Source organism: Pseudomonas sp. MWU12-3088 (genome assembly GCF_023242405.1).
GTDB classification, from domain to species: Bacteria; Pseudomonadota; Gammaproteobacteria; order Pseudomonadales; family Pseudomonadaceae; genus Aquipseudomonas; species Aquipseudomonas kribbensis.
Window position 1 is genome coordinate 537,194 of the sequence record NZ_JALJEA010000002.1, and the last position, 23,697, is coordinate 560,890.

At 61.0% G+C, this 23,697-nt stretch carries 24 protein-coding genes; 8 read left to right on the forward strand and 16 right to left on the reverse strand.

All coding sequences use genetic code 11. The features are described 5' to 3' along the window. Positions 1–138: 138 nt before the first annotated feature. The 3 genes from M5B98_RS08255 to M5B98_RS08265 all read right to left on the reverse strand — a co-directional run bounded on the left by M5B98_RS08255 (position 139) and on the right by M5B98_RS08265 (position 1,944). Positions 139–414: an HU family DNA-binding protein gene (locus M5B98_RS08255; RefSeq protein ID WP_003213368.1), complete on the reverse strand. Its 276-nt coding sequence runs from the start codon at positions 412–414 to the stop codon at positions 139–141. 192 nt (positions 415–606) lie between these two features. Then, entirely contained in the window at positions 607–1,755 is a 1,149-nt protein-coding gene (locus M5B98_RS08260) for an NAD(P)/FAD-dependent oxidoreductase (RefSeq protein ID WP_248742414.1), read from the reverse strand. 21 nt (positions 1,756–1,776) lie between these two features. Beyond that, complete coding sequence (locus M5B98_RS08265) at positions 1,777–1,944, reverse strand: rubredoxin (RefSeq protein ID WP_007954349.1); 168 nt, start codon at positions 1,942–1,944, stop codon at positions 1,777–1,779. Between the two features lie 199 nt (positions 1,945–2,143). Here M5B98_RS08265 and M5B98_RS08270 point away from each other — a divergent pair, with 199 nt between their 5' ends. Further along, positions 2,144–2,695, forward strand: coding sequence for a chorismate--pyruvate lyase family protein (locus M5B98_RS08270; protein WP_248742415.1), 552 nt, complete (start codon positions 2,144–2,146; stop codon positions 2,693–2,695). Continuing rightward, positions 2,695–3,585, forward strand: a complete 891-nt coding sequence (gene ubiA, locus M5B98_RS08275) for a 4-hydroxybenzoate octaprenyltransferase (RefSeq protein WP_096817178.1) — start codon at positions 2,695–2,697, stop codon at positions 3,583–3,585. The genes M5B98_RS08270 and ubiA overlap by 1 nt, the downstream gene beginning before the upstream one ends. Before the next feature lie 63 nt (positions 3,586–3,648). On the opposite strand, the gene M5B98_RS08280 is transcribed toward ubiA, so the two are convergent. Then, positions 3,649–4,032 carry a hypothetical protein gene (locus tag M5B98_RS08280; RefSeq protein WP_085708820.1) on the reverse strand — a complete coding sequence of 128 codons (384 nt, stop codon included), beginning with the start codon at positions 4,030–4,032 and terminating at the stop codon, positions 3,649–3,651. 151 nt (positions 4,033–4,183) lie between these two features. Here M5B98_RS08280 and phoB point away from each other — a divergent pair, with 151 nt between their 5' ends. From phoB to M5B98_RS08295, 3 genes are all read left to right on the forward strand, one after another. Beyond that, entirely contained in the window at positions 4,184–4,873 is a 690-nt protein-coding gene (phoB, locus tag M5B98_RS08285; protein ID WP_003229608.1) for a phosphate regulon transcriptional regulator PhoB, read from the forward strand. A gap of 74 nt (positions 4,874–4,947) precedes the next feature. Then, the gene (gene phoR / locus M5B98_RS08290; RefSeq protein ID WP_248742482.1) at positions 4,948–6,234 is read left to right on the forward strand and encodes a phosphate regulon sensor histidine kinase PhoR; all 1,287 of its coding nucleotides are present in this window, start codon (positions 4,948–4,950) and stop codon (positions 6,232–6,234) included. A 111-nt stretch (positions 6,235–6,345) separates the two neighbouring features. After that, on the forward strand, positions 6,346–7,686 hold the full coding sequence (locus M5B98_RS08295; RefSeq protein ID WP_007954342.1) for a hemolysin family protein: 1,341 nt from the start codon (positions 6,346–6,348) through the stop codon (positions 7,684–7,686). Between the two features lie 6 nt (positions 7,687–7,692). On the opposite strand, the gene M5B98_RS08300 is transcribed toward M5B98_RS08295, so the two are convergent. The 8 genes from M5B98_RS08300 to M5B98_RS08335 form a co-directional block, all read right to left on the reverse strand. Next, positions 7,693–8,589, reverse strand: a complete 897-nt coding sequence (locus M5B98_RS08300) for a peptidoglycan DD-metalloendopeptidase family protein (protein ID WP_085708818.1) — start codon at positions 8,587–8,589, stop codon at positions 7,693–7,695. A 145-nt stretch (positions 8,590–8,734) separates the two neighbouring features. Then, on the reverse strand, positions 8,735–9,691 hold the full coding sequence (locus tag M5B98_RS08305) for a response regulator (protein WP_248742416.1): 957 nt from the start codon (positions 9,689–9,691) through the stop codon (positions 8,735–8,737). 178 nt (positions 9,692–9,869) lie between these two features. Beyond that, positions 9,870–10,631 (reverse strand): phosphate signaling complex protein PhoU, encoded by a 762-nt coding sequence (gene phoU, locus M5B98_RS08310; RefSeq protein WP_016985766.1) that lies wholly within the window; start codon positions 10,629–10,631, stop codon positions 9,870–9,872. A gap of 65 nt (positions 10,632–10,696) precedes the next feature. After that, positions 10,697–11,530, reverse strand: a complete 834-nt coding sequence (gene pstB, locus M5B98_RS08315; protein ID WP_065258233.1) for a phosphate ABC transporter ATP-binding protein PstB — start codon at positions 11,528–11,530, stop codon at positions 10,697–10,699. An 82-nt stretch (positions 11,531–11,612) separates the two neighbouring features. After that, on the reverse strand, positions 11,613–13,283 hold the full coding sequence (pstA, locus tag M5B98_RS08320) for a phosphate ABC transporter permease PstA (protein WP_114886409.1): 1,671 nt from the start codon (positions 13,281–13,283) through the stop codon (positions 11,613–11,615). 15 nt (positions 13,284–13,298) lie between these two features. Continuing rightward, positions 13,299–15,332, reverse strand: a complete 2,034-nt coding sequence (locus M5B98_RS08325; protein WP_170931577.1) for an ABC transporter permease subunit — start codon at positions 15,330–15,332, stop codon at positions 13,299–13,301. Positions 15,333–15,756: 424 nt separating this feature from the next. Beyond that, the gene (locus M5B98_RS08330) at positions 15,757–16,758 is read right to left on the reverse strand and encodes a phosphate ABC transporter substrate-binding protein PstS (protein WP_248742417.1); all 1,002 of its coding nucleotides are present in this window, start codon (positions 16,756–16,758) and stop codon (positions 15,757–15,759) included. 154 nt (positions 16,759–16,912) lie between these two features. After that, the gene (locus tag M5B98_RS08335; protein WP_248742418.1) at positions 16,913–18,211 is read right to left on the reverse strand and encodes an MFS transporter; all 1,299 of its coding nucleotides are present in this window, start codon (positions 18,209–18,211) and stop codon (positions 16,913–16,915) included. Between the two features lie 379 nt (positions 18,212–18,590). On the opposite strand from M5B98_RS08335, the gene M5B98_RS08340 reads away from it, so the two are divergent. Both M5B98_RS08340 and M5B98_RS08345 read left to right on the forward strand, forming a co-directional pair. Then, the gene (locus M5B98_RS08340; RefSeq protein WP_003229628.1) at positions 18,591–18,995 is read left to right on the forward strand and encodes an acyl-CoA thioesterase; all 405 of its coding nucleotides are present in this window, start codon (positions 18,591–18,593) and stop codon (positions 18,993–18,995) included. A gap of 59 nt (positions 18,996–19,054) precedes the next feature. Beyond that, positions 19,055–19,954, forward strand: coding sequence for a D-hexose-6-phosphate mutarotase (locus M5B98_RS08345; RefSeq protein ID WP_248742419.1), 900 nt, complete (start codon positions 19,055–19,057; stop codon positions 19,952–19,954). A 47-nt stretch (positions 19,955–20,001) separates the two neighbouring features. On the opposite strand, the gene M5B98_RS08350 is transcribed toward M5B98_RS08345, so the two are convergent. The 4 genes from M5B98_RS08350 to purE all read right to left on the reverse strand — a co-directional run bounded on the left by M5B98_RS08350 (position 20,002) and on the right by purE (position 22,570). After that, positions 20,002–20,538: a DUF3299 domain-containing protein gene (locus M5B98_RS08350; RefSeq protein ID WP_085708811.1), complete on the reverse strand. Its 537-nt coding sequence runs from the start codon at positions 20,536–20,538 to the stop codon at positions 20,002–20,004. 90 nt (positions 20,539–20,628) lie between these two features. Continuing rightward, positions 20,629–20,874 (reverse strand): GlsB/YeaQ/YmgE family stress response membrane protein, encoded by a 246-nt coding sequence (locus M5B98_RS08355; RefSeq protein ID WP_248742420.1) that lies wholly within the window; start codon positions 20,872–20,874, stop codon positions 20,629–20,631. A gap of 111 nt (positions 20,875–20,985) precedes the next feature. Then, positions 20,986–22,068 (reverse strand): 5-(carboxyamino)imidazole ribonucleotide synthase, encoded by a 1,083-nt coding sequence (locus M5B98_RS08360; protein WP_248742421.1) that lies wholly within the window; start codon positions 22,066–22,068, stop codon positions 20,986–20,988. 10 nt (positions 22,069–22,078) lie between these two features. Continuing rightward, positions 22,079–22,570: a 5-(carboxyamino)imidazole ribonucleotide mutase gene (gene purE, locus M5B98_RS08365; RefSeq protein ID WP_007954291.1), complete on the reverse strand. Its 492-nt coding sequence runs from the start codon at positions 22,568–22,570 to the stop codon at positions 22,079–22,081. 514 nt (positions 22,571–23,084) lie between these two features. On the opposite strand from purE, the gene M5B98_RS08370 reads away from it, so the two are divergent. Continuing rightward, a complete protein-coding gene (locus tag M5B98_RS08370) occupies positions 23,085–23,696 on the forward strand; it encodes a hypothetical protein (protein ID WP_248742422.1) in 612 nt (203 codons plus the stop codon). The last annotated feature ends 1 nt before the right edge of the window (position 23,697 follow it).

Here is a 23,697-nt window from a genome sequence, read left to right on the forward strand (position 1 = left end):
CAAAGCGATTCATGAATGAAGGCCAGAAGAGAACCTGCGGCCTCGGGACTCTCCAGACACAAAAAATGGGCACCCGACCGCAATCGGTGTGCCCATTTTTTATTACGGTTCTCCCCGCTATTCAGGGATGCGCCGCAATTATGGATTGACGCTGTCTTTCAACGACTTGCCCGGCTTGAACGCAACAGTGTTGCTGGCCTTGATTTTGACGGGTTCACCGGTTTGCGGGTTTTTACCGGTGCGGGCACCGCGATGGCGTTGCAGGAAGGTGCCGAAGCCGACGAGCGTGACGCTGTCCTTGCGGTGCAGGGCGCCGGTGATTTCTTCGAGGACAGCATTGAGAACGCGGTTGGCCTGCTCTTTGGTCAGATCCGCTTTTTCAGCGATTGCAGCGGCGAGTTCTGGTTTACGCATTAGTGAAGCCCCTTTGAGTCGGTTTTTTGTTGTTATGTCCGTGCTGCTCTCGTTGGAACAGCGCCCAAGGCGCCGCAGGCTCTACTCTGCGGCAGACGGGAGTGAGAATGGCACGCGGATAAGGGCGGCGCCAGTCTCCCCGCGACCTTTGTGGGGGCAAAAGCGGGGTGATTCCGACAGAACGACCGGTATTTACGCCAGCAAGGCCGGAAGCTGTTTGTTCAGCGCGAGTTTTTCCATCACCGCCGCGCCAGTCAGGGCGTAACCGAGCAATTGCCCTTGCGCGTCGTGACACAGCGCCTTGACGTCGGCGCCCTGCCCTTCGACGGTCCAGACGCCTTCGCGGCCCCGTGGCGGCGGCGAAACCACCAACGGGCAGACCGGGGTTTTCACGGTGATCGGCATCGGTCCGTAGTTCACCACGGTCGGGTTGCCGGCCAGGGTCTGTGCCAGCGCTCGCGCACAACTCATGAGGGGCATGACGTACAGAAGATTCAGCCCGTCGACCTCGGCGCAGTCGCCCAGAGCGTAAATATTGGCGTGAGAGGTTTGCAGATGGCGGTCGACCACCACACCGCGGTTGGTCTGGATGCCGGCAGCCGCCGCCAGATCGATTCGCGGGCGCAGGCCAATGGCTGACACCACTACATCGCACGGGATGACCTGACCGTCGGACAGGTGGGCTTCGAGTCCATCCGCGACTTTCTGCAAACGGGTCAGTACCGGGCCGAGGTGGAAGCGCGCGCCAAGGCTTTCCAGCCCGGACTGCACCGCTGCGGCAGCGGACGGATGCAACAGGGTCGGCATCACCTGCTCGCACGGCGCAACCAGTTGCACTTCGTAGCCGCCGAGGATCAGGTCGTTGGCGAACTCGCAGCCGATCAGGCCGGCACCAAGCAGCAACACCCGACGCTTGCCCGCCGCCGCCGCGCGAAAACGTGCGTAGTCCTCGAGATCGTTGATCGGGAACACCAGATCCCCGGCATCGCCTTCAATCGGCACACGCACGGTTTCCGCGCCCCAGGCAAGGATAAGGTCGCGATAACTCACCGCTTCCTCGCCGATCCACAGCCGCTTGTGGCCCGGGTCGATGCCGCTGATACGGGTGTGGGTGCGGATCTCGGCTTTCAACTGCTCGGCCATGGCGCCCGGTTCGGCCATGCTCAGGCCGTCGGCGTCCTTGTTCTTGCCGAAGCCGGTGGAGAGCATCGGCTTGGAGTAGGAACGACCGTCATCGGCGGTAATCAGCAGCAGCGGGGTTTCGCCATCGAGTTTGCGAAACTCGCGGGCCAGGTTGTAACCCGCAAGCCCGGTGCCAACGATTACGACAGGTGCGCTCATGCCCTACTCCTCAGTATTTTCTCAGTTGATTTCGATCATTTCGAAGTCCATCTTGCCGACGCCGCAGTCCGGGCACAGCCAGTCTTCAGGCACGTCCTGCCACAGGGTGCCCGGCGCAATGCCGTCATCCGGCCAGCCGTCGGCTTCGTTATAGATCAGGCCGCAGACCACACATTGCCACTTTTTCATTCAGGTACTTCCTCAGGATTCAGGCTTTAGCCGGCGCGGACGGTCGATGGTGCAGCACTGCCATCCGGCTCAGGGCGTTTTGTACTGATGGTACCGGCCAGATGCAAGCCTGTTCGGCGCAATGGCGGCCCGGATCAATCAAATTCGCGGTGCGCCATGGTAAGCTCGCCGCCTCATTTGCTGCCAATAATGACTCATTGTGCAACTCAAAAACGCCCCGCTGTGGCGCCCGCAAAGCCACCTGACACCCCTCCCCGACACGTCCACGCTCGACTGGCTGTTCGACGAAGGCTCCCTGACCCGCCGCCTGACCCGCCTGTCCGATGATGGTTTCAGCGTCACGCCGCTGTTCGAAGGCTGGCAGACCCTGCGCGACGACGAATGCGCGGCGCTGGACCTGGCCGAAGGCAGCGAAGGCTGGGTACGCGAGGTGTATCTGCGCGGTCATGGTGAGGCCTGGGTGTTCGCCCGCAGCGTGGCCTCGCGCAGCGCCTTGCAGGGCGACGGACTGCATATGGATGAGTTGGGCAGCCGCTCACTGGGCGAACTGTTGTTCTGCGATCACGCGTTTCAGCGCCGCGCCATAGAAGTCTGCCATTACCCGGAACACTGGCTGCCCGAGGATTCCCGGGCCATCGGTCTGTGGGGTCGTCGTTCGCGTTTCGACCGTGGTGCCTTGAGCGTACTGGTGGCGGAGATTTTCCTGCCTACGCTGTGGGAAGCCGTCCGCACCCGTCCGGAGAACTGCTGATGTATCAAAGCCTGCTCAAATCCCTGAATCGCCTGAACCCGCGCGCCTGGGACTTCATCCAGTTGACCCGCATGGACAAGCCGATCGGCATCTATCTGCTGCTGTGGCCGACGCTCTGGGCGCTGTGGATTGCCGGCAAAGGTTCGCCTTCGCTGGCCAACATCGTGATTTTCGTCCTCGGCGTGGTGCTGACCCGTGCCGGCGGCTGCGTGATCAACGACTGGGCCGACCGCAAGGTCGACGGCCATGTGAAGCGCACCGCCGAACGCCCGTTGGCCGCCGGGCGGATCAGCTCGAAAGAGGCGCTGGTGTTCTTCGCCTTGCTGATGGGCGTAAGTTTCCTGCTGGTGCTGTGCACCAACGCCGCGACGATCTGGCTGTCGCTGGGCGGCCTGGCGCTGGCGTTCACCTATCCGTTCATGAAGCGCTACACCTATTACCCGCAAGTAGTGCTGGGGGCGGCGTTTTCCTGGGGCATGCCGATGGCGTTCACCGCCGAGACCGGTGAGCTGCCGGCGACGGCCTGGCTGCTGTGGATCGCCAACCTGCTGTGGACCGTGGGTTACGACACCTATTACGCGATGACCGACCGTGACGACGACTTGAAGATCGGCGTGAAATCCACGGCGATCCTGTTCGGCGAGGCGGACCGGGTGATCATCCTGACCTTGCAGGCGCTGTCACTGGGCTGCCTGTTGCTGGCCGGGTCGAAGTTCGAACTGGGGATGTGGTTCCACCTCGGCCTGCTGGTGGCTGCCGGGTGCTATGCGTGGGAGTTCTGGTACACCCGCGATCGCGACCGGATGCGCTGCTTCAAGGCGTTCCTGCACAACCATTGGGCCGGTCTGGCGATCTTCGTCGGGATTGTCCTGGATTACGCGTTGCGCTGACCTCAACGCATCGCGGCCCGAGGCAATGCCTGCGGGCCGCGATGCTGTTTCACTGCCGATGGCTTACTTGTGCTCGTGAACCACGTGCCATGCGTCCATCTTGCCGTCGCCCATCATGTCACCCGGCTTGGCGTCCATCTTGAAGGTATACAGCGGCTTGCCGTCGTAGGCGTACTGCATCTTGCCGTCGTCGCGCTTGATCACCGTCCACTTGCCTTCCGCCTTCGCACCGGCCGGCGCCATCATCGGAGGCCAGTTGTCGGCGCACTTGTCATTGCACATCGACTTGCCGCCAGCGTCCTTGTCGAACGTATAAACGGTCATGCCTTTGTGATCGACCATCATGCCGTCTTTCATCATTGCCGGTTCAGCGGCCATCGCAAGGCCGGGCAGCGTCACGGCAGCAGCCATCAGCAGAGCTTTAAAGGAAGCAGTCATTTGAGTCATGGAAACCTTCTTTTGTGGTTGTCAGGATTCGGACTTAGAGCTTAGTTCAGGATTTGCACAATCGCCGCTGGACTAAAATACTGTCACACGACTGCAATAATTCCGTTATCTAATGCGGCGCAAGACAGTTAAATGACAAGAGGATTAAGGCATGGTTGGCAGGAGCATTCTGATCGTCGACGACGAAGCGCCCATTCGCGAAATGATCGCCGTTGCGTTGGAAATGGCCGGCTATGACTGCCTCGAGGCAGAGAACTCGCAGCAGGCTCACGCCATTATCGTCGACCGCAAGCCGGACCTGATCCTGCTCGACTGGATGCTGCCCGGCACCTCCGGCATCGAGCTGGCCCGCCGCCTCAAGCGTGACGAGCTGACCGGGGACATCCCGATCATCATGCTCACCGCCAAGGGCGAAGAAGACAACAAGATCCAGGGTCTGGAAGTCGGCGCCGACGACTACATCACCAAACCGTTTTCCCCACGCGAACTGGTGGCACGCCTCAAGGCCGTGCTGCGGCGCGCCGGCCCGACCGATGGCGAAGCGCCGATCGAAGTCGGTGGCCTGCTGCTCGACCCGATCAGCCACCGCGTGACCATCGATGGCCGTCCGGCCGAGATGGGCCCGACCGAGTACCGCCTGCTGCAATTCTTCATGACCCACCAGGAACGCGCCTACACCCGTGGCCAGTTGCTGGATCAGGTCTGGGGCGGCAACGTCTATGTTGAAGAGCGCACGGTCGACGTGCACATCCGACGCCTGCGCAAGGCCCTCGGCGACGCCTACGAAAATCTGGTACAAACCGTTCGCGGCACCGGCTATCGGTTCTCCACCAAGGCCTGAGCCGACCGCCAGACTCGCAGACAAGGACCGTATTTCCCGTGAATCAAAACTGGCATGGCACCCTGATTCGCCACATGCTGTTGCTGGTCACCGGCTGCCTGGTGATCGGCCTGATCACCGGCTACTACGGCTGGAGCCTCGCGGCGGGACTGGGCCTGTACCTGGCCTGGACGCTCAAGCAACTGCTGCGCCTGCACGAATGGCTGCGCCTGCACCAACCCGATGAAGCACCGCCCGACGGCTACGGTCTGTGGGGTGAGGTGTTCGACAGCATCTACCACCTGCAACGCCGCGACCAGCGGGTACGCGGACGCCTGCAAGCGGTGATCGACCGCGTTCAGGAGTCCACCGCCGCGCTTAAAGACGCGGTGATCATGCTCGACAGCGACGGCAACCTGGAATGGTGGAACCGCGCCGCCGAAACCCTGCTCGGCCTCAAGACCCCACAAGACAGCGGCCAACCCGTGACCAACCTGGTCCGCCATCCGCGCTTCAAGGAATACTTCGAGCAGGAAAACTACGCCGAGCCGCTGGAAATCCCTTCACCGACCAACGACCGCGTGCGCATCCAGATGTACCTCACGCGCTACGGCAACAACGAACACTTGATGCTGGTGCGCGACGTCACGCGCATCCATCAGCTGGAACAGATGCGCAAGGACTTCATCGCCAACGTCTCCCATGAGCTGCGCACCCCGCTGACGGTGATCTGCGGCTACCTGGAAACCCTGCTCGACAACGTCGAAGAAGTGAACCCGCGCTGGAGCCGTGCCCTGCAGCAGATGCAGCAACAGGGCGGACGCATGCAGACCCTGCTCAACGACTTGCTGCTGCTGGCCAAACTGGAAGCCACCGATTACCCGTCTGACAACCAGCCGGTGCACATCGATACCCTGTTGCAGTCGATCAAGAGCGATGCACAGCAACTGTCGGGGTCGAAGAATCAGAAAATCAGCCTGGAAGCCGACGCCAGCATCCTGCTCAAGGGCAGCGAGGCGGAACTGCGCAGCGCGTTTTCCAACCTGGTGTTCAACGCCGTCAAATACACCCCGGCCGAAGGCAATATCCGCATCCGCTGGTGGGGCGACGATCAGGGCGCGCACCTGAGCGTGCAGGATTCCGGGATCGGCATCGACAGCAAACACCTGCCGCGCCTGACCGAGCGCTTCTACCGTGTCGACTCCAGCCGCAACTCCAACACCGGCGGCACGGGCCTGGGCCTGGCCATCGTCAAACACGTGTTGCTGCGCCATCGCGCGCGGATGGAGATCAGCAGCGTGCCCGGCCACGGCAGCACGTTCACCTGCCATTTCGCCCCGGCGCAGGTCGCCCAGGCACGGCTCATCAGCGCCGCTGAGTAATGCCGGACTAGGCAATCGCCAGGTCAGCCGCTACATTGGCTGACTTGCGCCTGCCTTTCAGGCGCGATTTCTTCTCTCTTACGAATCACACGGAACCCGCAAAACTCCATCATGGACCCTTCCCCTGGCTTGTCCCTCGCAACAATATTCGCCGATTTCGGCATGATTCTTTTTGCTCTGATCCTGGTTCTGCTCAACGGCTTCTTCGTTGCGGCGGAATTCGCCATGGTCAAACTGCGCTCGACCCGGGTCGAAGCCATCGCTGAACAACACGGCTGGCGCGGGCACATCCTGCGCACCGTACACAGTCAGCTCGATGCGTACCTCTCGGCGTGCCAGCTCGGTATCACCCTCGCCTCCCTCGGTCTGGGCTGGGTCGGCGAGCCGGCGTTCGCGCACATTCTCGAGCCGCTGCTGAGCGCGGTCGGCGTGCAGTCGGCGGAAGTGGTCAAAGGCATCTCGTTCTTCACCGCGTTCTTCATCATTTCCTACCTGCACATCGTGGTCGGCGAGCTGGCACCCAAGTCCTGGGCGATCCGCAAACCCGAGCTGCTGTCGCTGTGGACGGCGGTGCCGCTGTACCTGTTCTACTGGGCCATGTACCCGGCGATCTACCTGCTCAACGCCAGCGCCAACACCATCCTGCGCATTGCTGGCCAGGGTGAACCCGGCCCGCATCACGAGCACCATTACAGCCGTGAAGAACTGAAACTGATCCTGCACTCCAGCCGTGGCCAGGACCCGAGCGACCAGGGCATGCGCGTGCTGGCCTCGGCGGTGGAAATGGGCGAACTGGAAGTGGTCGACTGGGCCAACTCCCGGGAAGACCTGATCACCCTCGAGTTCAACGCCCCGCTGAAAGAAATCCTGGCGATGTTCCGTCGCCACAAGTTCAGCCGCTATCCGGTGTACGACAGCGAGCGCAAGGAGTTCGTCGGCCTGCTGCACATCAAGGACCTGCTGCTGGAACTGGCGGCGCTGGACCACATTCCCGAGTCGTTCAACCTTGCCGAACTGACCCGCCCGCTGGAGCGCGTGTCGCGGCACATGCCGCTGTCGCAGTTGCTTGAGCAGTTCCGCAAGGGCGGCTCGCACTTCGCCGTGGTCGAAGAGGCCGACGGCAACATCATCGGCTACCTGACCATGGAAGACGTGCTGGAAGTGCTGGTCGGCGACATCCAGGACGAACACCGCAAGGCCGAGCGCGGCATCCTCGCCTACCAGCCGGGCAAGCTGCTGGTGCGGGGCGATACGCCGCTGTTCAAGGTCGAGCGTCTGCTGGGTATCGACCTGGATCACATCGAAGCCGAAACCCTCGCCGGGCTGATCTACGAAACCCTAAAACGGGTGCCGGAAGAGGAAGAAGTGCTGGAAGTCGAAGGGCTGCGGATCATCATCAAGAAGATGAAAGGCCCGAAGATCATTCTGGCCAAGGTGCTGATGCTCGACTGACGGGGATTACCGTTTGCCCAACGCAAAGTTGGGCAACGCCCCCAGCGGCTGGTTGAACTGATACGGAATCGACACCAGCCCCCCTCCGGTATTGCGCTGCACCACGAAGTGCAGGTGCGGGCCGCTGCTGTTGCCGGTGTTGCCGGACAGCGCCAGCGGACTGCCCACCGCCACTCGCTGCCCTTCCCGCACACTCACCGACCCTTGCTTGAGGTGCAGATACACGCCCATCGTGCCGTCGTCGTGCAGCACCCGCACGAAATTGCCGGAAGGATCGGTGCCGCGCCCGTTCTGCGAGTTCTCGATCTTCACCACCACCCCGGCCCGCGCCGCGATGATCGGTGTACCGACCGGCATGGCGATGTCCATCGCGTACTTGTTCTTCGGCCCGTAGTGGCTGTAGTCGCCGTTGGCGCCCTGACTCAGACGGAAGGGGCCCCCACGCCAGGGAAACGGATAGCGATAGCTCTGAGCGGCGCCAGCGGGGTCGCCGAGGGAGTACTGGAACTGCGGCGTGTACACCAGCGGTTTGCCACCGGACACCGCCGTCAGTAGCGCCAGCCGCGTGTTGCTGCGCGCCGGCAGCACCCGGCGGATCGTTTCCGTCGGTGCACCACGCACATTGCTCATCCCGGTGAACGCCAGTGCGACCTCCACCGGTGCATACAGGTCGTTGCGCACGAACACCACGTCGGTGCCCTTCTGCTTCTTGATGTCGAGATAGACCTGACGCTCGAGGCGCTCGACCATCCGGTCCTGAAACACGAACACCTGGGAGCCTTTGCTCGGACGGTCGCTGTACGAAACCACTCCGTTGGCATCGGTAGATTTGTAGATCGTCATGGCCACAGTCGAGGTGGAGGCCATGAACAGACCACAGAAAAACAGCAGGCGCAGGGGCATGGGCAAAAGTTCTGTCGAGTAAGGCCTGGGAATGAGCCTAGCAGCTGAAGCAGACCAGGCTAGTAGACAGATGTTTCAAATTTGGCACAGCATGAAAAAAGACCGCAGCCTGTGTCAGGCGGCGGTCTTCTTTTGCCCGCGACGCTTACGCGCCCGGAACGAAGTGCTTCTGCGCCGTGCCGCGGGCGATCAGGCGGGAGATGTAGTCGAGCTTCTGCGCGTCCTGGTCGACGAAGCGGAAGGTCAGTTGCAGCCAGTCGCTGTCGGGTTTCGGCTCGTGGGCGACGACAGCGTGCAGGTAGCCGTTGAGGCGGGCGATTTCGGCGTTGTCGCCCTGCTCCAGATCGAGCACGGCGCTGTCGAGGATCTGCGGCAACGTGTCGGTGCGCTTCACCACCAGCAGCGCTTCCTTGATGCTCAGGGCCTTGATCACGCATTGCTGGGTGCCGCTAGGCAGACGCAACTGGCCCTGGCCACGGCCGCTGGCCGGAGCAGCAGAGGCTGCCGGGGCTTTCACGGGCGGGCTGTTGAGCAGGCCACGCTGTGGCGCGGCGGCAGGTGCCGGGGCGGCAGCGGCAGGCTTGGCAAACGGATTCACAGCCGCAGCAGTCGGTGCGGCACCAACCACGGCAGCCTTGCCGCCGGTCAGTGCGCTCAGGGAGTCGTTGCCGAATGCCGAGTTCATCTTGGTCGGGGCGCTGTTCATCAGGGCATCGAGCTTGCCGATCTTGTTCAGGGCCTGCTTGACCTTGGTCAGCAACTGCTCGTTGGTGAACGGCTTGCTGACGTAACCGGAAACGCCAGCCTGAATCGCCTGCACCACGTTTTCCTTGTCGCCACGGCTGGTGACCATGATGAACGGCATGGTCTTGAGGTTGTCCTGCTCACGGCACCAGGTCAGCAGTTCGAGACCGGACATTTCCGGCATTTCCCAGTCGCACAGCACCAGGTCGAAAGCCTCCTTGGCCAGCATGGCCTGGGCTTTTTTACCGTTGACGGCGTCCTCGGTGCGGATCCCCGGGAAGTAATTACGCAGGCACTTTTTCACCAGGTCACGAATGAACGATGCATCGTCCACGACCAACACACTGATCTTGCTCATCCAACACCCCTATTAAAATCCCGGCAAGCATAACGCTGGCTGATGGCACATTGCCAAAACTCTTCAGTCACGCCGGGACTTTTCGTTCGCGGGTGCTGCTTTTTAATTCGCTTCTGCCTTCTGAAAAGCAGAAACAAAAACGCCCGGCCAAAGGGCCGGGCGCTTTTCTCAGGCAATCTTACTTATCGTCAGCATTGCCCGGAACATTAGCGGTTTCGCCGCTTGTCCCTTCAACTTCTTCCTTCATGCGCTTGAGGCCCATGTGACGCACGTCGGTGCCGCGCACCAGGTAGATCACCAGCTCCGAGATGTTGCGTGCGTGGTCGCCGATCCGCTCCAGCGAACGCAGCACCCAGATGATGCTCAAGACCCGCGAGATAGAGCGCGGATCTTCCATCATGTAGGTCGCCAGCTCGCGCAGGGCGGTCTTGTATTCACGGTCGATGATCTTGTCGTACTGCGCCACCGACAGCGCCAGATCGGCATCGAAGCGGGCAAACGCGTCCAGCGCATCGCGGACCATGTTGCGCACCTGGTCGCCGATGTGGCGAACCTCGACATAACCGCGCGGCGCTTCACCTTCCTCGCACAGCTGAATTGCACGACGGGCGATCTTGGTCGCTTCGTCGCCGATGCGCTCCAGGTCGATCACCGACTTGGAGATGCTGATGATCAGACGCAGGTCGGACGCCGCCGGCTGACGACGGGCCAGAATGCGCAGGCATTCTTCGTCGATATTGCGTTCCATCTGGTTGATCTGGTCGTCGATCTCGCGCACTTGCTGGGCCAGGCCCGAGTCGGCCTCGATCAGCGCGGTGACCGCGTCGTTGACCTGCTTCTCGACCAGCCCGCCCATGGCCAGCAGGTGGCTGCGCACTTCTTCCAGTTCGGCGTTGAACTGCGCGGAAATGTGATGGGTAAGGCCTTCTTTACTAATCATGTTGGCGTCCTTGGAGCGTCCGGTAAGGTGCGAGCGTCAATTCAGTGAGCGACAACCAGCGTCTGCTAGCCGTAACGACCGGTAATGTAGTCTTCGGTCTGCTTCTTGGCCGGATTGGTGAACAGGGTATCGGTGTCGCCGAATTCCACCAGTTTGCCCATGTACATGAACGCCGTGTAGTCGGACACCCGCGCCGCCTGCTGCATGTTGTGGGTCACGATGACGATGGTGAACTTGGACTTGAGCTCGTAGATGAGCTCTTCGACTTTCAGGGTCGAGATCGGGTCGAGGGCCGAGCACGGTTCGTCGAGCAGCAGCACTTCCGGTTCCACGGCGATGGTACGGGCGATCACCAGACGCTGTTGCTGACCGCCGGACAGGCCGAGTGCCGAGTCATGCAGACGGTCTTTCACTTCGTCCCACAGGGCCGCGCCTTTCAGTGCCCACTCGACGGCTTCGTCGAGGATGCGCTTCTTGTTGATGCCCTGGATGCGCAGGCCGTAGACCACGTTCTCGTAGATGGTCTTCGGGAACGGGTTAGGCTTCTGGAACACCATGCCGACCCGCCGACGCAGCTCGGCCACATCTTCGCCCTTGCGGTAGATGTTGTTGCCGTACAGGTTGATCGCGCCTTCGACGCGGCAGCCGTCGACCAGGTCGTTCATGCGGTTGAAGGTACGCAGCAGCGTGGACTTGCCGCAGCCGGACGGGCCGATGAAGGCGGTCACGCGCTGTTTCGGAATGTTCATGCTGACGTCGTACAGCGCTTGTTTCTCGCCGTAGAACAGGCTCAGGCCCGGCACTTCGATGGCAACGGTTTCCTGTTCGAGGTTCAGGCTCTGCTTGTCGCGGCCCAGGGCAGACATGTTGATGCCGTGGGTATGTGTTTCGTGCTGCATGGGAGATCCCCTGTGCTAACAAATTCGGTTCGGTTGGCTGCCGGGAATCAGGCCGGCAGCCCTTCAATTCTTGTGACGGCGATCAGCTGTCCAGCGCCTTGTACTTCTCGCGCAGGTGGTTACGAATCCACACTGCCGACAGGTTGAGCACGGCAATCACCAGCACCAGCAGCAACGCGGTGGCGTACACCAGCGGTCGTGCGGCTTCAACGTTCGGGCTCTGGAAGCCGACGTCGTAGATGTGGAAGCCCAGGTGCATGATCTTCTGGTCCAGGTGCAGGTACGGGTAGTTGCCATCCACCGGCAGCGACGGCGCCAGTTTCACCACACCCACCAGCATCAGCGGCGCCACTTCACCGGCGGCACGGGCCACGGCGAGGATCATGCCGGTCATCATCGCCGGGCTGGCCATCGGCAGAACGATCTTCCACAGGGTTTCAGCCTTGGTCGCACCGAGGGCCAGCGAGCCTTCACGCACGGTGCGCGGGATACGCGCCAGACCTTCTTCGGTGGCCACGATCACCACCGGCACCGCCAGCAGCGCCAGGGTCAACGAAGCCCAGAGCAGGCCCGGCGTACCGAAGGTCGGTGCCGGCAACGCTTCCGGGAAGAACAGACGGTCGAGCGAGCCACCCAGCACGTAAACGAAGAAGCCCAGACCGAACACGCCGTAAACAATGGCCGGAACACCCGCCAGGTTGTTCACCGCGATCCGGATCACCCGGGTCAGGGTGTTCTGCTTGGCGTATTCACGCAGGTACACCGCCGCCAGCACGCCGAACGGGGTCACGATCATCGCCATGATCAGGGTCATCATCACGGTGCCGAAGATCGCCGGGAAAATCCCGCCTTCAGTGTTCGCTTCACGCGGGTCGTCGGACAGGAACTCCCAGACCTTGCTGAAGTAGAAGCCGACCTTGGTGAAGGTACCCATGGCATTCGGCTGGTAAGCGTGAACCACTTTGCCCAGGCCGATTTCGATTTCCTTGCCGTTGGCATCGCGAGCGGTCAGGGCATCGCGGTTGAACTGCGCGTGCAGATCGGCCAGACGGGCTTCGACGTCCTGATAGCGGGCGTTCAGCTCGGCACGTTCGGCGTCCATGTCCGCTTGCGCAGTGGCGTCGAGCTTGCCTTCCAGCTCCAGTTTGCGACCGTGCAGACGGATGCGCTCGAGGCCGGCGTTGATCGCGCCGATGTCGGTTTTTTCCAGGGTTTTGAGCTGCGCGGCGAGGCCGTTCACACGGTTGATCCGCGCTTGCAGCTCAGGCCAGGCGGCTTCGCCTTCGGCGATCACCTTGCCGTCCTGTTTGACGTTGACCAGGTAGCCGTAGAAGTTGCCCCACTCACGACGCTCCAGCGCCATCAGCTCCGGCGGGTTCTTCTGGTCGGTCAGCCACTCGCCGACGATCCAGGTGAAGTCGTTGCCGTTCAGGTCGCGGTTGCCGACCTTGATCAGCTCGCGGGTCATGAATTCCGGGCCCTGGTCAGGCACCGGCAAGCCGGCGCTCTTCAGGCGTGCGCGGGGCACTTCTTCCTTCTGCACCACTTCGCCGATGACCAGGTGATTGCCCTGGCCCGGGACGTTGTAGCTGGCGTGGATCAGGTCCGCCGGCCAGAAGTGACCCAGACCGCGCACGGCAATCACCGCCAGCAGGCCAATGGTCATGATGACCGCGATGGACACCGCGCCACCGCTGATCCAGACGCCCGGGGCGCCGCTCTTGAACCATCCATTCAGGGAGTTCTGTTTCACAGACTTCTACCTTTCTTAAAGCGACGAGTATTTCTTGCGCAGACGCTGACGAATCAGTTCCGCGAGGGTGTTCATGACGAAGGTGAACAACAGCAGCACCAGCGCCGAGAGGAACAGCACGCGGTAGTGGCTGCCGCCGACTTCCGACTCCGGCATTTCCACCGCGACGTTGGCCGCCAGGGTGCGCAGGCCTTCGAACAGGTTCATTTCCATGACCGGGGTGTTGCCGGTGGCCATCAGCACGATCATGGTCTCGCCGACTGCACGGCCCATGCCGATCATCAGGGCCGAGAAGATGCCCGGGCTGGCGGTCAGGATCACTACGCGAGTCATGGTCTGCCACGGCGTGGCACCGAGGGCCAGGGAGCCCAGGGTCAGGCCGCGCGGCACGCTAAACACGGCGTCTTCGGCGATCGAGTAGATGTTCGGGATCACCGCGAAGCCCATGGCCAGACCGACCACCAGTGCGTTGCGCTGGTCGTAGGTGATGCCCAGGTCGTGAGAAATCCACATGCGCATGTCACCGCCGAAGAACCAGTTCTCCATGAACGGGCTCATGTACAGCGACAGCCAGCCCACGAACAGGATCACCGGGATCAGCAGCGCACTTTCCCAGCCGTCCGGGACTTTCAGGCGGATCGATTCAGGCAGGCGGCTGAAGGTGAAACCGGCCACCAGGATGCCGATCGGCAGCAGCATCAGCAGGCTGAAGATGCCCGGCAGATGCCCTTCCACATACGGTGCGAGGAACAGGCCGGCGAAGAAGCCGAGGATCACCGTCGGCATCGCTTCCATCAGTTCGATCACCGGTTTGACCTTGCGGCGCATGCCCGGGGCCATGAAGTACGCGGTGTAGATCGCCGCGGCAACCGCCAGTGGCGCCGCCAGCAGCATCGCGTAGAACGCAGCTTTCAGGGTGCCGAAGGTCAGTGGCGACAGGCTCAGTTTCGGTTCGAAATCGGTGTTGGCCGCAGTCGATTGCCAGACGTATTTAGGCTCGTCGTAGTTCTCGTACCAGACCTTGCTCCACAGCGCGCTCCACGACACTTCCGGGTGCGGGTTGTCGAGCAGCAGCGGTTGCAGCTTGCCGCCGGCTTCGACGATCACACGGTTGGCCCGTGGCGACAGACCGAACAGGCCCTGGCCTTCAACCACCTGATCGACCAGCAAGGTGCGGTGCGCGGTGCTGTGGAACACGCCGAGCTTGCCGGAAGCATCCAGGGCAACGAAGCCTTTGCGGCGCTCTTCGGCGGTGATTTCAACGATCGGCGTCTTGCCCATCTGGAAGGTGCGGATCTGCTTCAGACGCAGCTCGCCATCGGTGTCGCGGGCCATGAACCACTGGGCCAGGCCACCGGTGGAGTCACCGACGATCAGCGAGATACCGCCGACCAGTTGAGTGGCGGCAGTGACTTGCGCGTCAGCGTTTTCCAGCAGCTTGTAGCGACCGTTGAGGCTCTTGTCGCGCAGGCTGAATACGTCGGCCTGAGCACGTCCGTTGACCACGTACAGCCATTGCTGGCGCGGGTCGACGAAGATGTTTTTCACAGGCTCGGTCATCTGCGGCAGATCGATACGCTTCTGCTCGTTGGTGACTTCGCCGGTCATCATGTTTTCTTCGCTGGTCAGCGACAGCACGTTGAGTTGCGAACCGGTGGAGCCGACCAGCATCAGGGTCGAGTCGGTGGCGTTGAGGCTGACGTGCTCCAGCGCACCGCCGCTCTCGTTCAGCGCAATCGGCGCCTCGCCGTACGGGAACTCGATCGCCGGGGTGATGGTTTTCTTGCCTTCCGGGTAGCTGACTTTATAGGTGTGACGGAACACCAGCGCCTGACCGTTGGACAGGCCCACGGCCACCAACGGATGGCCCGGCTGGTCTTCGCCGATGGAGGTCACACTGGCGCCTGCCGGCAACGGCAGATCGACGCGCTTCAATTCAGCGCCACTGTCGATATCGAAGAACAGCGCCTGGCCCTTGTCGGAAACGCGCATGGCCACCTGATTCTGCTCTTCGAGCGAAATCATCAGTGGCTTGCCGGCGTCTTGCATCCAGGCCGGGGTGATGGCGTCTTTCGCGGTCAGTTCGGCACCCTTGAACAGGGGCGCGACGACGTAGGCGAGGAAGAAGAAGATCAGGGTGATGGCTGCCAGCACCGCCAGACCGCCGACGAGGACGTACCAGCGGGTGAAGCGATCCTTGAGCGCGCGAATGCGGCGCTTGCGTTGCAACTCAGGCGTATTGAAATCAATGCGCTTGGGAGGGTTCGTAGTCATTTTGGAATTGGCCAGATCATTCATGCGCACACCCTAGCGATCCTGTATGACAGAAAGATGACAATGCAGTGACGCACCAAATCCGCCGCCAGCAGGGCACTGGCAGTGGATAAAAGAATTCGGGGAGTGTGGGGGCCGGGCCGCTTGCGGGCCGGGCCCCACACGGGAGTCAGGCGGGGTTCACCCCTGACTCAGTTTGTTACTTTTTTGCGACTTCAGCGCCGCCTTCCTGCAGACCCAGGTCAGCCAGTGCTTTTGCAGCAACCTTGGCCGGCAGTGGGATGTAGCCGTCTTTCACTACCACTTCCTGGCCCTGTTTCGACAGAACCAGTTTCACGAACTCGGCTTCCAGCGGGGCCAGAGGCTTGTTCGGGGCCTTGTTCACGTAAACGTACAGGAAGCGGGACAGTGGGTACTTGCCGTTCAGGGCGTTTTCTTCGCTGTCTTCGATGAACTCGGTGCTGCCTTTCTTCGACAGAGCAACGGTTTTCACGCTGGCGGTCTTGTAGCCGATGCCCGAGTAACCGATGCCGTTCAGCGAGGAGCTGATCGACTGCACGACCGAAGCCGAGCCTGGTTGTTCGTTGACGTTAGGCTTGTAGTCGCCTTTGCACAGGGCTTCTTCCTTGAAGTAGCCGTAGGTGCCGGATACCGAGTTACGGCCGAACAGTTGAACCGGCTTGTTGGCCAGGTCGCCGGTCACGCCCAGGTCGCCCCAGGTTTTGACTTCGGCTTTGGCGCCGCACAGACGGGTGGACGAGAAGATCGCGTCAACCTGTTCCATGGTCAGGTGCTGGATCGGGTTGTCCTTGTGTACGAAGACAGCCAGGGCGTCCACGGCAACCGGGATAGCGGTTGGCTTGTAGCCGTATTTCTGTTCGAAGGCCGCCAGTTCGGTGTCCTTCATCTTGCGGCTCATCGGGCCCAGGTTGGAGGTGCCTTCGGTCAGCGCAGGTGGCGCGGTGGCGGAGCCAGCGGCCTGAATCTGGATGTTTACGTTCGGGTATTCTTTTTTGTAGTTCTCGGCCCACAAGGTCATGAGGTTGGCCAGGGTATCGGAGCCGACGCTGGACAGGTTGCCCGACACACCAGTGGTCTTGGTGTAGCTCGGGATCGACGGGTCAACAGCGGCGAACGCGTTGGCGGTCGCAACGCCAGCAGCGACAAAAGTCATTGCCGCCATCAAACGCTTCAGTTTCATGCCTTACTCCTAGCAGATAGGGGGTGTTAAGTCGGGGCCAAGTATCAGCAGGCCGTGTGAACACTCTATGGCTGAAATATGACAATTGGATGAAAGGCCAGCATCCCCTGTCGGAAGGCTGGCCTTTCAGTTGTAACCGGACATGTGGGATGAATTACCGGCCCTTGCTCCACAGCCAGGCGCCGACCAGGATCCCCATCCCGCACAGCACCGCCACGTAATAGGCCGGCCCCATCGCACTTTCTTTCAGCAGCAGGCTGACCACCATCGGGGTCAGACCGCCGAAGATCGCGTAGGCGACGTTATAAGAGAAGGACAGACCGCTGAAGCGCACCACCGGCGGGAATGCCTTGACCATCACGTACGGCACCGCGCCGATGGTACCGACCAGGAAACCGGTCAGCGCATACAGCGGGAACAGCCAGTCCGGGTGATCGGCGAGGCTGTGATAGAAGGTCCAGGAACTGGCCAGCAAGCCCAGGCAGCCGAACACGAACACGCGGCCCGCACCGAAGCGATCCGCCAGTGCGCCAGAAATGATGCAGCCCAGGCTCAGGAAGACGATGGCCAGGCTGTTGGATTGCAGCGCCATCGTCGGCGAGAAGTGATAGACCGTCTGCAGCACGGTCGGGGTCATCAGGATCACCACGACGATGCCGGCGGAGAGCAACCAGGTCAGCAGCATCGAGACTGCAATGGCCCCGCGATGGTCACGCAGCACCGCGCGCAGCGGCACTTCTTCGGCCAGGGCCTTGCGCTGTTGCAGTTCAGCGAACACCGGGGTTTCGTGCAGCCAGCGGCGCAGGTAGACCGAGAACAGGCCGAACACGCCGCCGAGCAGGAATGGAATCCGCCAGGCGTAATCCGAAACTTCCACCGGTGTATAAATGCTGTTGATCGCGGTGGCGACCAGCGAACCCAGCAGGATGCCGGCGGTCAGGCCGCTGGTCAGGGTACCGCAGGCATAGCCGACATGCTTTCCGGGCACGTGTTCGGAAACGAAGACCCACGCCCCCGGTACCTCACCGCCAATCGCCGCGCCCTGAATCACGCGCATCAACAACAGCAGGATCGGCGCCCACATGCCGATCTGTGCGTAGGTCGGCAGCAGGCCCATGATCAGGGTCGGCACGGCCATCATGAAGATGCTCAGGGTGAACATCTTCTTGCGCCCCAGCAGGTCGCCGAAGTGCGCCATCACGATCCCGCCCAGCGGTCGCGCAAGGTAACCGGCGGCGAAAATGCCGAAAGTCTGCATCAGGCGCAGCCACTCGGGTATGTCGGCGGGGAAGAACAATTTGCCGACCACGGTGGCAAAGAACACGAAAATGATGAAATCGTAGAACTCCAGCGCACCGCCCAGGGCCGATAGCGACAGAGTCTTGTAGTCATTGCGGGTCAAGGGTCGTGCGGGTTGGTCTGGCTGCGCGATGCTCGAGGGCGCTGTGGTCATGGCAAGGTCTTCTCTTATAGTCGGATCTGCCGCCACAACAACGCTGGCTGTGGCTCGGGCAGGTTCGGCACCATAGCAAATTGTTCGAAAAAGCACATAGAGGCGCGTATTTGACGGTCGAAATGAGAACCCGATGGTCGTCGCGGAGTCTACCGACCGATATACTCGCAATCCTGCTCCGGCTTGTAAGGGGTTGCTGTGCGAAAACGTTGCTGGCCGCCTTATCGCGTTGAACCAGTCGGTTTCGCAGAGTTTCCCCTTTAGTTGCCTTATGGAAAACGTGACGAACGTAGTATGTTCGGTGCTGAATCGTTTTTCCTGAAGACGGCTACCACCAGCAATACCCAACGAAGAGTCACGGGTCAGAGGCACCCCCGGCATGATAGAGCTCGAACAAGAAGATCCGATCCCGCAAGGCGACCTGGCCCTGCAAATCACCGCGCTTCCCCGCGAAACCAACGGCTTCGGCGATATTTTCGGCGGCTGGCTGGTGGCGCAGATGGACCTGGCCGGCACCGCAATGGCCAGCCGCGTCGCCGGTGGTCGTGTCGCGACCGTTGCCATTGACCGCATGGCGTTCCTGGTACCGGTAGCTGTCGGCGCGCAATTGTCCTTTTATACCCAGACCCTGGAAATCGGCCGCAGCTCGATCCAGATGATGGTCGAGGTGTGGAGCGACGACCCGCTGTCCAGCGAGTGGCGTAAAGTGACCGAGGCGGTGTTCGTGTTCGTGGCTATCGATGGCAGCGGTCGCACCCGTTCGGTTCCGCCGCGCGCACGTTAAACCTCGCGGCCGTTTCAAGGTCGATAGTCGTCCCAAGTTGCTGATTCGAGAGTTGTCCCATGAACACGCCCAACGTTGAAGCCGTGAAACTGGATGAACTGAACTGCTGGCGCATCCGCCACGGTCAGGCCGAAGTGCTGGTGGCCCAGCAAGGCGCGCACATCCTCAGTTATCAGGTGGATGGCCAGCCGCCGCTGATCTGGCTGAACGACAAGGCCGTGTTCAAGACCGGCAAGAGCATCCGCGCCGGCGTGCCGGTGTGCTGGCCGTGGTTTGGCGTCTTCGCCCGCAACCCGCAGAGCGTGCAGGCCATGCGCGTCAGCGAAGAGCCGGCGGCCGCTCACGGGTTTGTCCGGGCGATGGACTGGGAGCTGGGTGGTATCGAAACCGAGGGCGAAAGCCTGAAGGTGGAATTCACCCTGCCCTACCCTGAAGGCGGCTTTGCGGGCTGGCCGCATCAGGTCGACCTGACCCTGACCCTGCGCCTCGACGATCAGCTGCACATCAGCCTGACCAGCCACAACCGTGGCACCGACACCGTCAGCATCAGCCAGGCGCTGCACAGCTATTTCGCCGTCAGCGATGTGCGCAACGTACGCGTCGAAGGCGTGGACGGCCTGAACTACATCGAGACCCTGGATGACTGGAAGACGCACACCCAGCAAGGCGACCTGCGTTTTGCCGGGGAAACCGACCGCATCTACCTCGACGCTCCGCCGCAACTGAGCATCGTCGATCCGGCCTGGGAGCGGCGCATTGTGCTGACCGCGACTGGCTCACGCACGGCAGTGATCTGGAACCCGTGGATCGACCGCGCCGCCGCGTTCAGCGACATGGACAACGACGGCTGGCAGCGGATGTTGTGCATCGAAACGGCGAATGTGATGGATGACATCGTGACCCTCGCGCCGGATGCCAGCCACACCATGGGCGTCAGCGTCGGCGGCAAGCCGCTCTGAAAACAAAATCGCAGCCCTTGGGCTGCGATTTTTTTTGCTGCTCGGGATTACAGATCCTTTTCCTGCACCACCCGCACCTTGTCCGCTTCCAACGCATAGGCCGCATCGGCCAGGTCATTGCTGACCTTTTCGATCTTCAGCGTGCCGGTCACCCAAAGCGGCGTGTAGATGTCGTCCAGCTTCAAACCCTTGGGGTAGCGCACCAGCACCAGTTGATTCGGTGGCGGTGGCGGCACGTGGATGCAGGCGCCCGGGTACGGCACGAGGAAAAACAGCGTGCTGCGGCCCTTGGCGTCCGACTCCAGCGGCACCGGATAACCACCGATGCGGATGTGTTTGTCGTTCATCGACGCCACGGTCTTGGTCGAATACATCACCGCCGGCAAACCCTTGGCCTGCTTCATCCCGCCTTTCTGGGTGAAGGTGCCGGTGGCTTCCGGAGAGTTGTGGTCGATTTCAGGCATGGCCTCGAGGGCTTTCTGATCCGACTTGGGCATCAGTTCCAGCCAGTCGGTTTCCGGCAGTTCGCCGGCGTGGGCCAGACCGCTGCCCAGCAAAAGGAGAGTCAACAGAAGACGGCGCATGAAGATGCTCGTAGGAAAAAGGAAACAGTAAATCGCCGAGCATTCTAGCCCTCTCCACCGGTTTGGCAGAGAGGGCTTTATCGCTTTGGATCAGTTCTTTTTGATCAGGCCGTAGATCACCAGCAGGACGATCGCGCCCACCAGCGCACCGAAGAAGCCGGCGCCCTGGCCCGCGTGATAAATGCCCAGAGCCTGGCCGCCGTAGGTGGCTGCCAGCGAACCGCCGATACCCAGCAGGATGGTCATGATCCAGCCCATGCTGTCGTCGCCCGGCTTGAGGAACCGTGCCAGCAGGCCGACGATCAGGCCGATAAAGATGGTTCCGATAATTCCCATGGCATTTCCCTCTGAATTGGTCGATATGCGAAAGCCTAGTCAGACTTTGGCATCCTGCCATCAGAGAACGGCGGCCCCTAATGGTTCCGCCGCTGCCAGATGAAACTCTCGTTATTCGGCGATCAGCGCCTCGACCTTGAGGATTTGCTGTTCGAGGGTCGCCTTGTCCTTGCAACGCAGGTTGGCGTGACCGACCTTGCGCCCGGCCTTGAAGGCCTTGCCGTAGTGATGCAGATGGCAATCGTCGATGGCGATGACCTTCTCGACCGGAGGCACGACGCCGATGAAGTTGAGCATCGCGCTCTCGCCGACCTTGGCCGTCGAACCCAGCGGCAGACCGGCAACGGCCCGCAGGTGGTTTTCGAACTGGCTGCACTCGGCGCCTTCGGTGGTCCAGTGCCCGGAGTTGTGCACACGCGGGGCGATTTCGTTGGCCTTGAGGCCACCGTCGACTTCAAAGAACTCGAACGCCATCACGCCGACATAGTCCAGCTGCTTGAGGACGCGGCTGGAGTAGTCTTCAGCCAGGGCCTGCAGCGGGTGACCGGAACTGGCGACCGACAGCTTGAGAATGCCGCCGTCGTGGGTGTTGTGCACCAGTGGATAGAACTTCGTCTCGCCATCGCGGGCACGCACGGCGATCAGCGACACTTCGCCGGTGAACGGCACGAAGCCTTCCAGCAGGCAAGGCACGCTGCCGAGTTCAGTGAAGGTATCGACAACGTCTTCCGGCTTGCGCAGGACTTTCTGGCCCTTGCCGTCGTAACCCAGGGTACGGGTCTTCAGCACGGCCGGCAGGCCGATCGAAGCGACAGCGGCGTCCAGATCGGCTTGCGACTGAATGTCGGCGAACGCCGGGGTCGGAATCCCCAGGTCCTTGAACATGCTTTTCTCGAACCAGCGGTCGCGGGCGATACGCAGGGCTTCGGCGCTCGGGTAGACCGGCACGAACTGCGAAAGGAAGGCCACGGTTTCAGCCGGGACGCTTTCGAACTCGAACGTCACCAGATCGACTTCATCGGCCAGCTGACGCAGATGATCCTGATCGCCGTAATCGGCCCGCAGGTGTTCGCCCAACGCGGCGGCGCAAGCATCCGGCGCAGGGTCGAGGAAAGCGAAGTTCATGCCCAGCGGGGTGCCCGCCAGAGCCAACATGCGACCCAACTGGCCGCCACCGATTACACCGATCTTCATCTCAACAACCTCAGGCAATACGTGGGTCTGGATTGTCCAGGACGCTGTCCGTCTGCTCGGCACGGAAGGTCTTCAGTACCGCGTGGAATTGTGGATGCTTGGCGCCCAGGATGCTCGCCGACAGCAGCGCGGCGTTGATCGCACCGGCCTTGCCGATGGCCAGGGTGGCAACCGGAATGCCGGCCGGCATCTGCACGATCGACAGCAGCGAATCGACGCCCGAAAGCATGGCCGACTGCACCGGAACGCCCAGCACCGGCAGGTGGGTCTTGGCCGCACACATGCCTGGCAGGTGGGCCGCGCCACCGGCACCGGCGATGATCACCTCGATGCCGCGGCCTTCGGCCTCTTCAGCGTACTGGAACAGCAGATCCGGGGTGCGGTGGGCAGACACCACCTTGACCTCGTACGGGATGCCGAGCTTTTCCAGCATATCGGCGGTGTGGCTAAGGGTGGACCAATCGGACTTGGAGCCCATGATCACGCCAACCAGTGCACTCATCGTCGCGCCTCTTCTCTCTGGGCGCCCGCAGGCGCGTCAAAAACAACAAGCCACGCAGATTGCGTGGCTTGTTGTAGGAAAAATGGCCGGACGAACCGGCCGAAGGCCGCGCAGTATACCGCAAAGAAAGCAATAAACAGCCCCCGTGGCGACCATCTGTCACCTGTCCGCAACCACACATTTTGCTGACTCTCGGTTCAAGAATACTGCTTCGATTTTTCATGCGTAAAGCAGGGTCGACAGATTGAATGGATCGCGCACTTAAACTCCCGTATGACGCCACGTAATAAAATTCAAAATTTCCATTAGAGCCACAATAAAAATTAAATGATATACAGCCAACTACACATTTAAAAATACAGAACAATCAAATAACAAAGAACAAAACACTGATACTTCACAGCAATAAATCTGTATTTAAAGAACTTCTGAAAACAGCAATGGCAGAATCGCTGGAACCAGCACGCCTGCCCAAAATCACCAGTTCAATTGAAATCGCCAAAAGGATTTGAACATGACCAAACAGCCTTTAACACTAAATGTCTTCATCCATGAGGACTTATCGAGTTACGGCAGATACGACTTGTACAGCACTCATTTCTCCTGGTTCGCCGAGGAAATCCAGAACCTCTCCGGCCGCAAGATATCAATTAATATGTTCAGTCCGTCAGAAGCACAGTCCTTGAGTGATCTTGATTATAAGAACATCTCCGCTGCTGTTTCTCTGGACGCCTGGAGAGAGAAATTAAAAAAACATTTTGGCCCCCTTCTCCTGAACGACTCGCATACCCGATTCAACAAATATTTATTGCTGACCCGCAATGATATAAACCGCAGCGTATTGGGCGTTGCCCAATCCAAGGGCTATGCGGGTATCGCTTCAATAACAAGTGACATGACCCCAACCCACGAAGCAGGCCACATGTTCGGTGCCACCCATGAAGACAGCGAGATTCTGTACAACGGTTGGTGGAGCGAAACGATCATGAGTGCTGAATCCTCACCATTACGTGGCAACGCCAACCGTTTCAGCGATAAAAACCGAGAGAACATTCGTAACTATCTGAACGCGCCAATCATCAGAAAAAGTACGCCACGTCCCGATTATGATGATGACTGGGACTGAT

What these genes read in the sequence shown, in the direction of transcription:
- M5B98_RS08255 (WP_003213368.1), bottom strand. Translation starts at nt 414, where the DNA reads ATGCGTAAACCAGAACTCGCCGCTGCAATCGCTGAAAAAGCGGATCTG.
- M5B98_RS08260 (WP_248742414.1), bottom strand. Translation starts at nt 1,755, where the DNA reads ATGAGCGCACCTGTCGTAATCGTTGGCACCGGGCTTGCGGGTTACAAC.
- M5B98_RS08265 (WP_007954349.1), bottom strand. Translation starts at nt 1,944, where the DNA reads ATGAAAAAGTGGCAATGTGTGGTCTGCGGCCTGATCTATAACGAAGCC.
- ubiA (WP_096817178.1), top strand. Translation starts at nt 2,695, where the DNA reads ATGTATCAAAGCCTGCTCAAATCCCTGAATCGCCTGAACCCGCGCGCC.
- M5B98_RS08280 (WP_085708820.1), bottom strand. Translation starts at nt 4,032, where the DNA reads ATGACTCAAATGACTGCTTCCTTTAAAGCTCTGCTGATGGCTGCTGCC.
- phoB (WP_003229608.1), top strand. Translation starts at nt 4,184, where the DNA reads ATGGTTGGCAGGAGCATTCTGATCGTCGACGACGAAGCGCCCATTCGC.
- phoR (WP_248742482.1), top strand. Translation starts at nt 4,948, where the DNA reads ATGCTGTTGCTGGTCACCGGCTGCCTGGTGATCGGCCTGATCACCGGC.
- M5B98_RS08295 (WP_007954342.1), top strand. Translation starts at nt 6,346, where the DNA reads ATGGACCCTTCCCCTGGCTTGTCCCTCGCAACAATATTCGCCGATTTC.
- M5B98_RS08300 (WP_085708818.1), bottom strand. Translation starts at nt 8,589, where the DNA reads ATGCCCCTGCGCCTGCTGTTTTTCTGTGGTCTGTTCATGGCCTCCACC.
- M5B98_RS08305 (WP_248742416.1), bottom strand. Translation starts at nt 9,691, where the DNA reads ATGAGCAAGATCAGTGTGTTGGTCGTGGACGATGCATCGTTCATTCGT.
- phoU (WP_016985766.1), bottom strand. Translation starts at nt 10,631, where the DNA reads ATGATTAGTAAAGAAGGCCTTACCCATCACATTTCCGCGCAGTTCAAC.
- pstB (WP_065258233.1), bottom strand. Translation starts at nt 11,530, where the DNA reads ATGCAGCACGAAACACATACCCACGGCATCAACATGTCTGCCCTGGGC.
- M5B98_RS08325 (WP_170931577.1), bottom strand. Translation starts at nt 15,332, where the DNA reads ATGCAAGACGCCGGCAAGCCACTGATGATTTCGCTCGAAGAGCAGAAT.
- M5B98_RS08330 (WP_248742417.1), bottom strand. Translation starts at nt 16,758, where the DNA reads ATGAAACTGAAGCGTTTGATGGCGGCAATGACTTTTGTCGCTGCTGGC.
- M5B98_RS08335 (WP_248742418.1), bottom strand. Translation starts at nt 18,211, where the DNA reads ATGACCACAGCGCCCTCGAGCATCGCGCAGCCAGACCAACCCGCACGA.
- M5B98_RS08340 (WP_003229628.1), top strand. Translation starts at nt 18,591, where the DNA reads ATGATAGAGCTCGAACAAGAAGATCCGATCCCGCAAGGCGACCTGGCC.
- M5B98_RS08345 (WP_248742419.1), top strand. Translation starts at nt 19,055, where the DNA reads ATGAACACGCCCAACGTTGAAGCCGTGAAACTGGATGAACTGAACTGC.
- M5B98_RS08350 (WP_085708811.1), bottom strand. Translation starts at nt 20,538, where the DNA reads ATGCGCCGTCTTCTGTTGACTCTCCTTTTGCTGGGCAGCGGTCTGGCC.
- M5B98_RS08355 (WP_248742420.1), bottom strand. Translation starts at nt 20,874, where the DNA reads ATGGGAATTATCGGAACCATCTTTATCGGCCTGATCGTCGGCCTGCTG.
- M5B98_RS08360 (WP_248742421.1), bottom strand. Translation starts at nt 22,068, where the DNA reads ATGAAGATCGGTGTAATCGGTGGCGGCCAGTTGGGTCGCATGTTGGCT.
- purE (WP_007954291.1), bottom strand. Translation starts at nt 22,570, where the DNA reads ATGAGTGCACTGGTTGGCGTGATCATGGGCTCCAAGTCCGATTGGTCC.
- M5B98_RS08370 (WP_248742422.1), top strand. Translation starts at nt 23,085, where the DNA reads ATGACCAAACAGCCTTTAACACTAAATGTCTTCATCCATGAGGACTTA.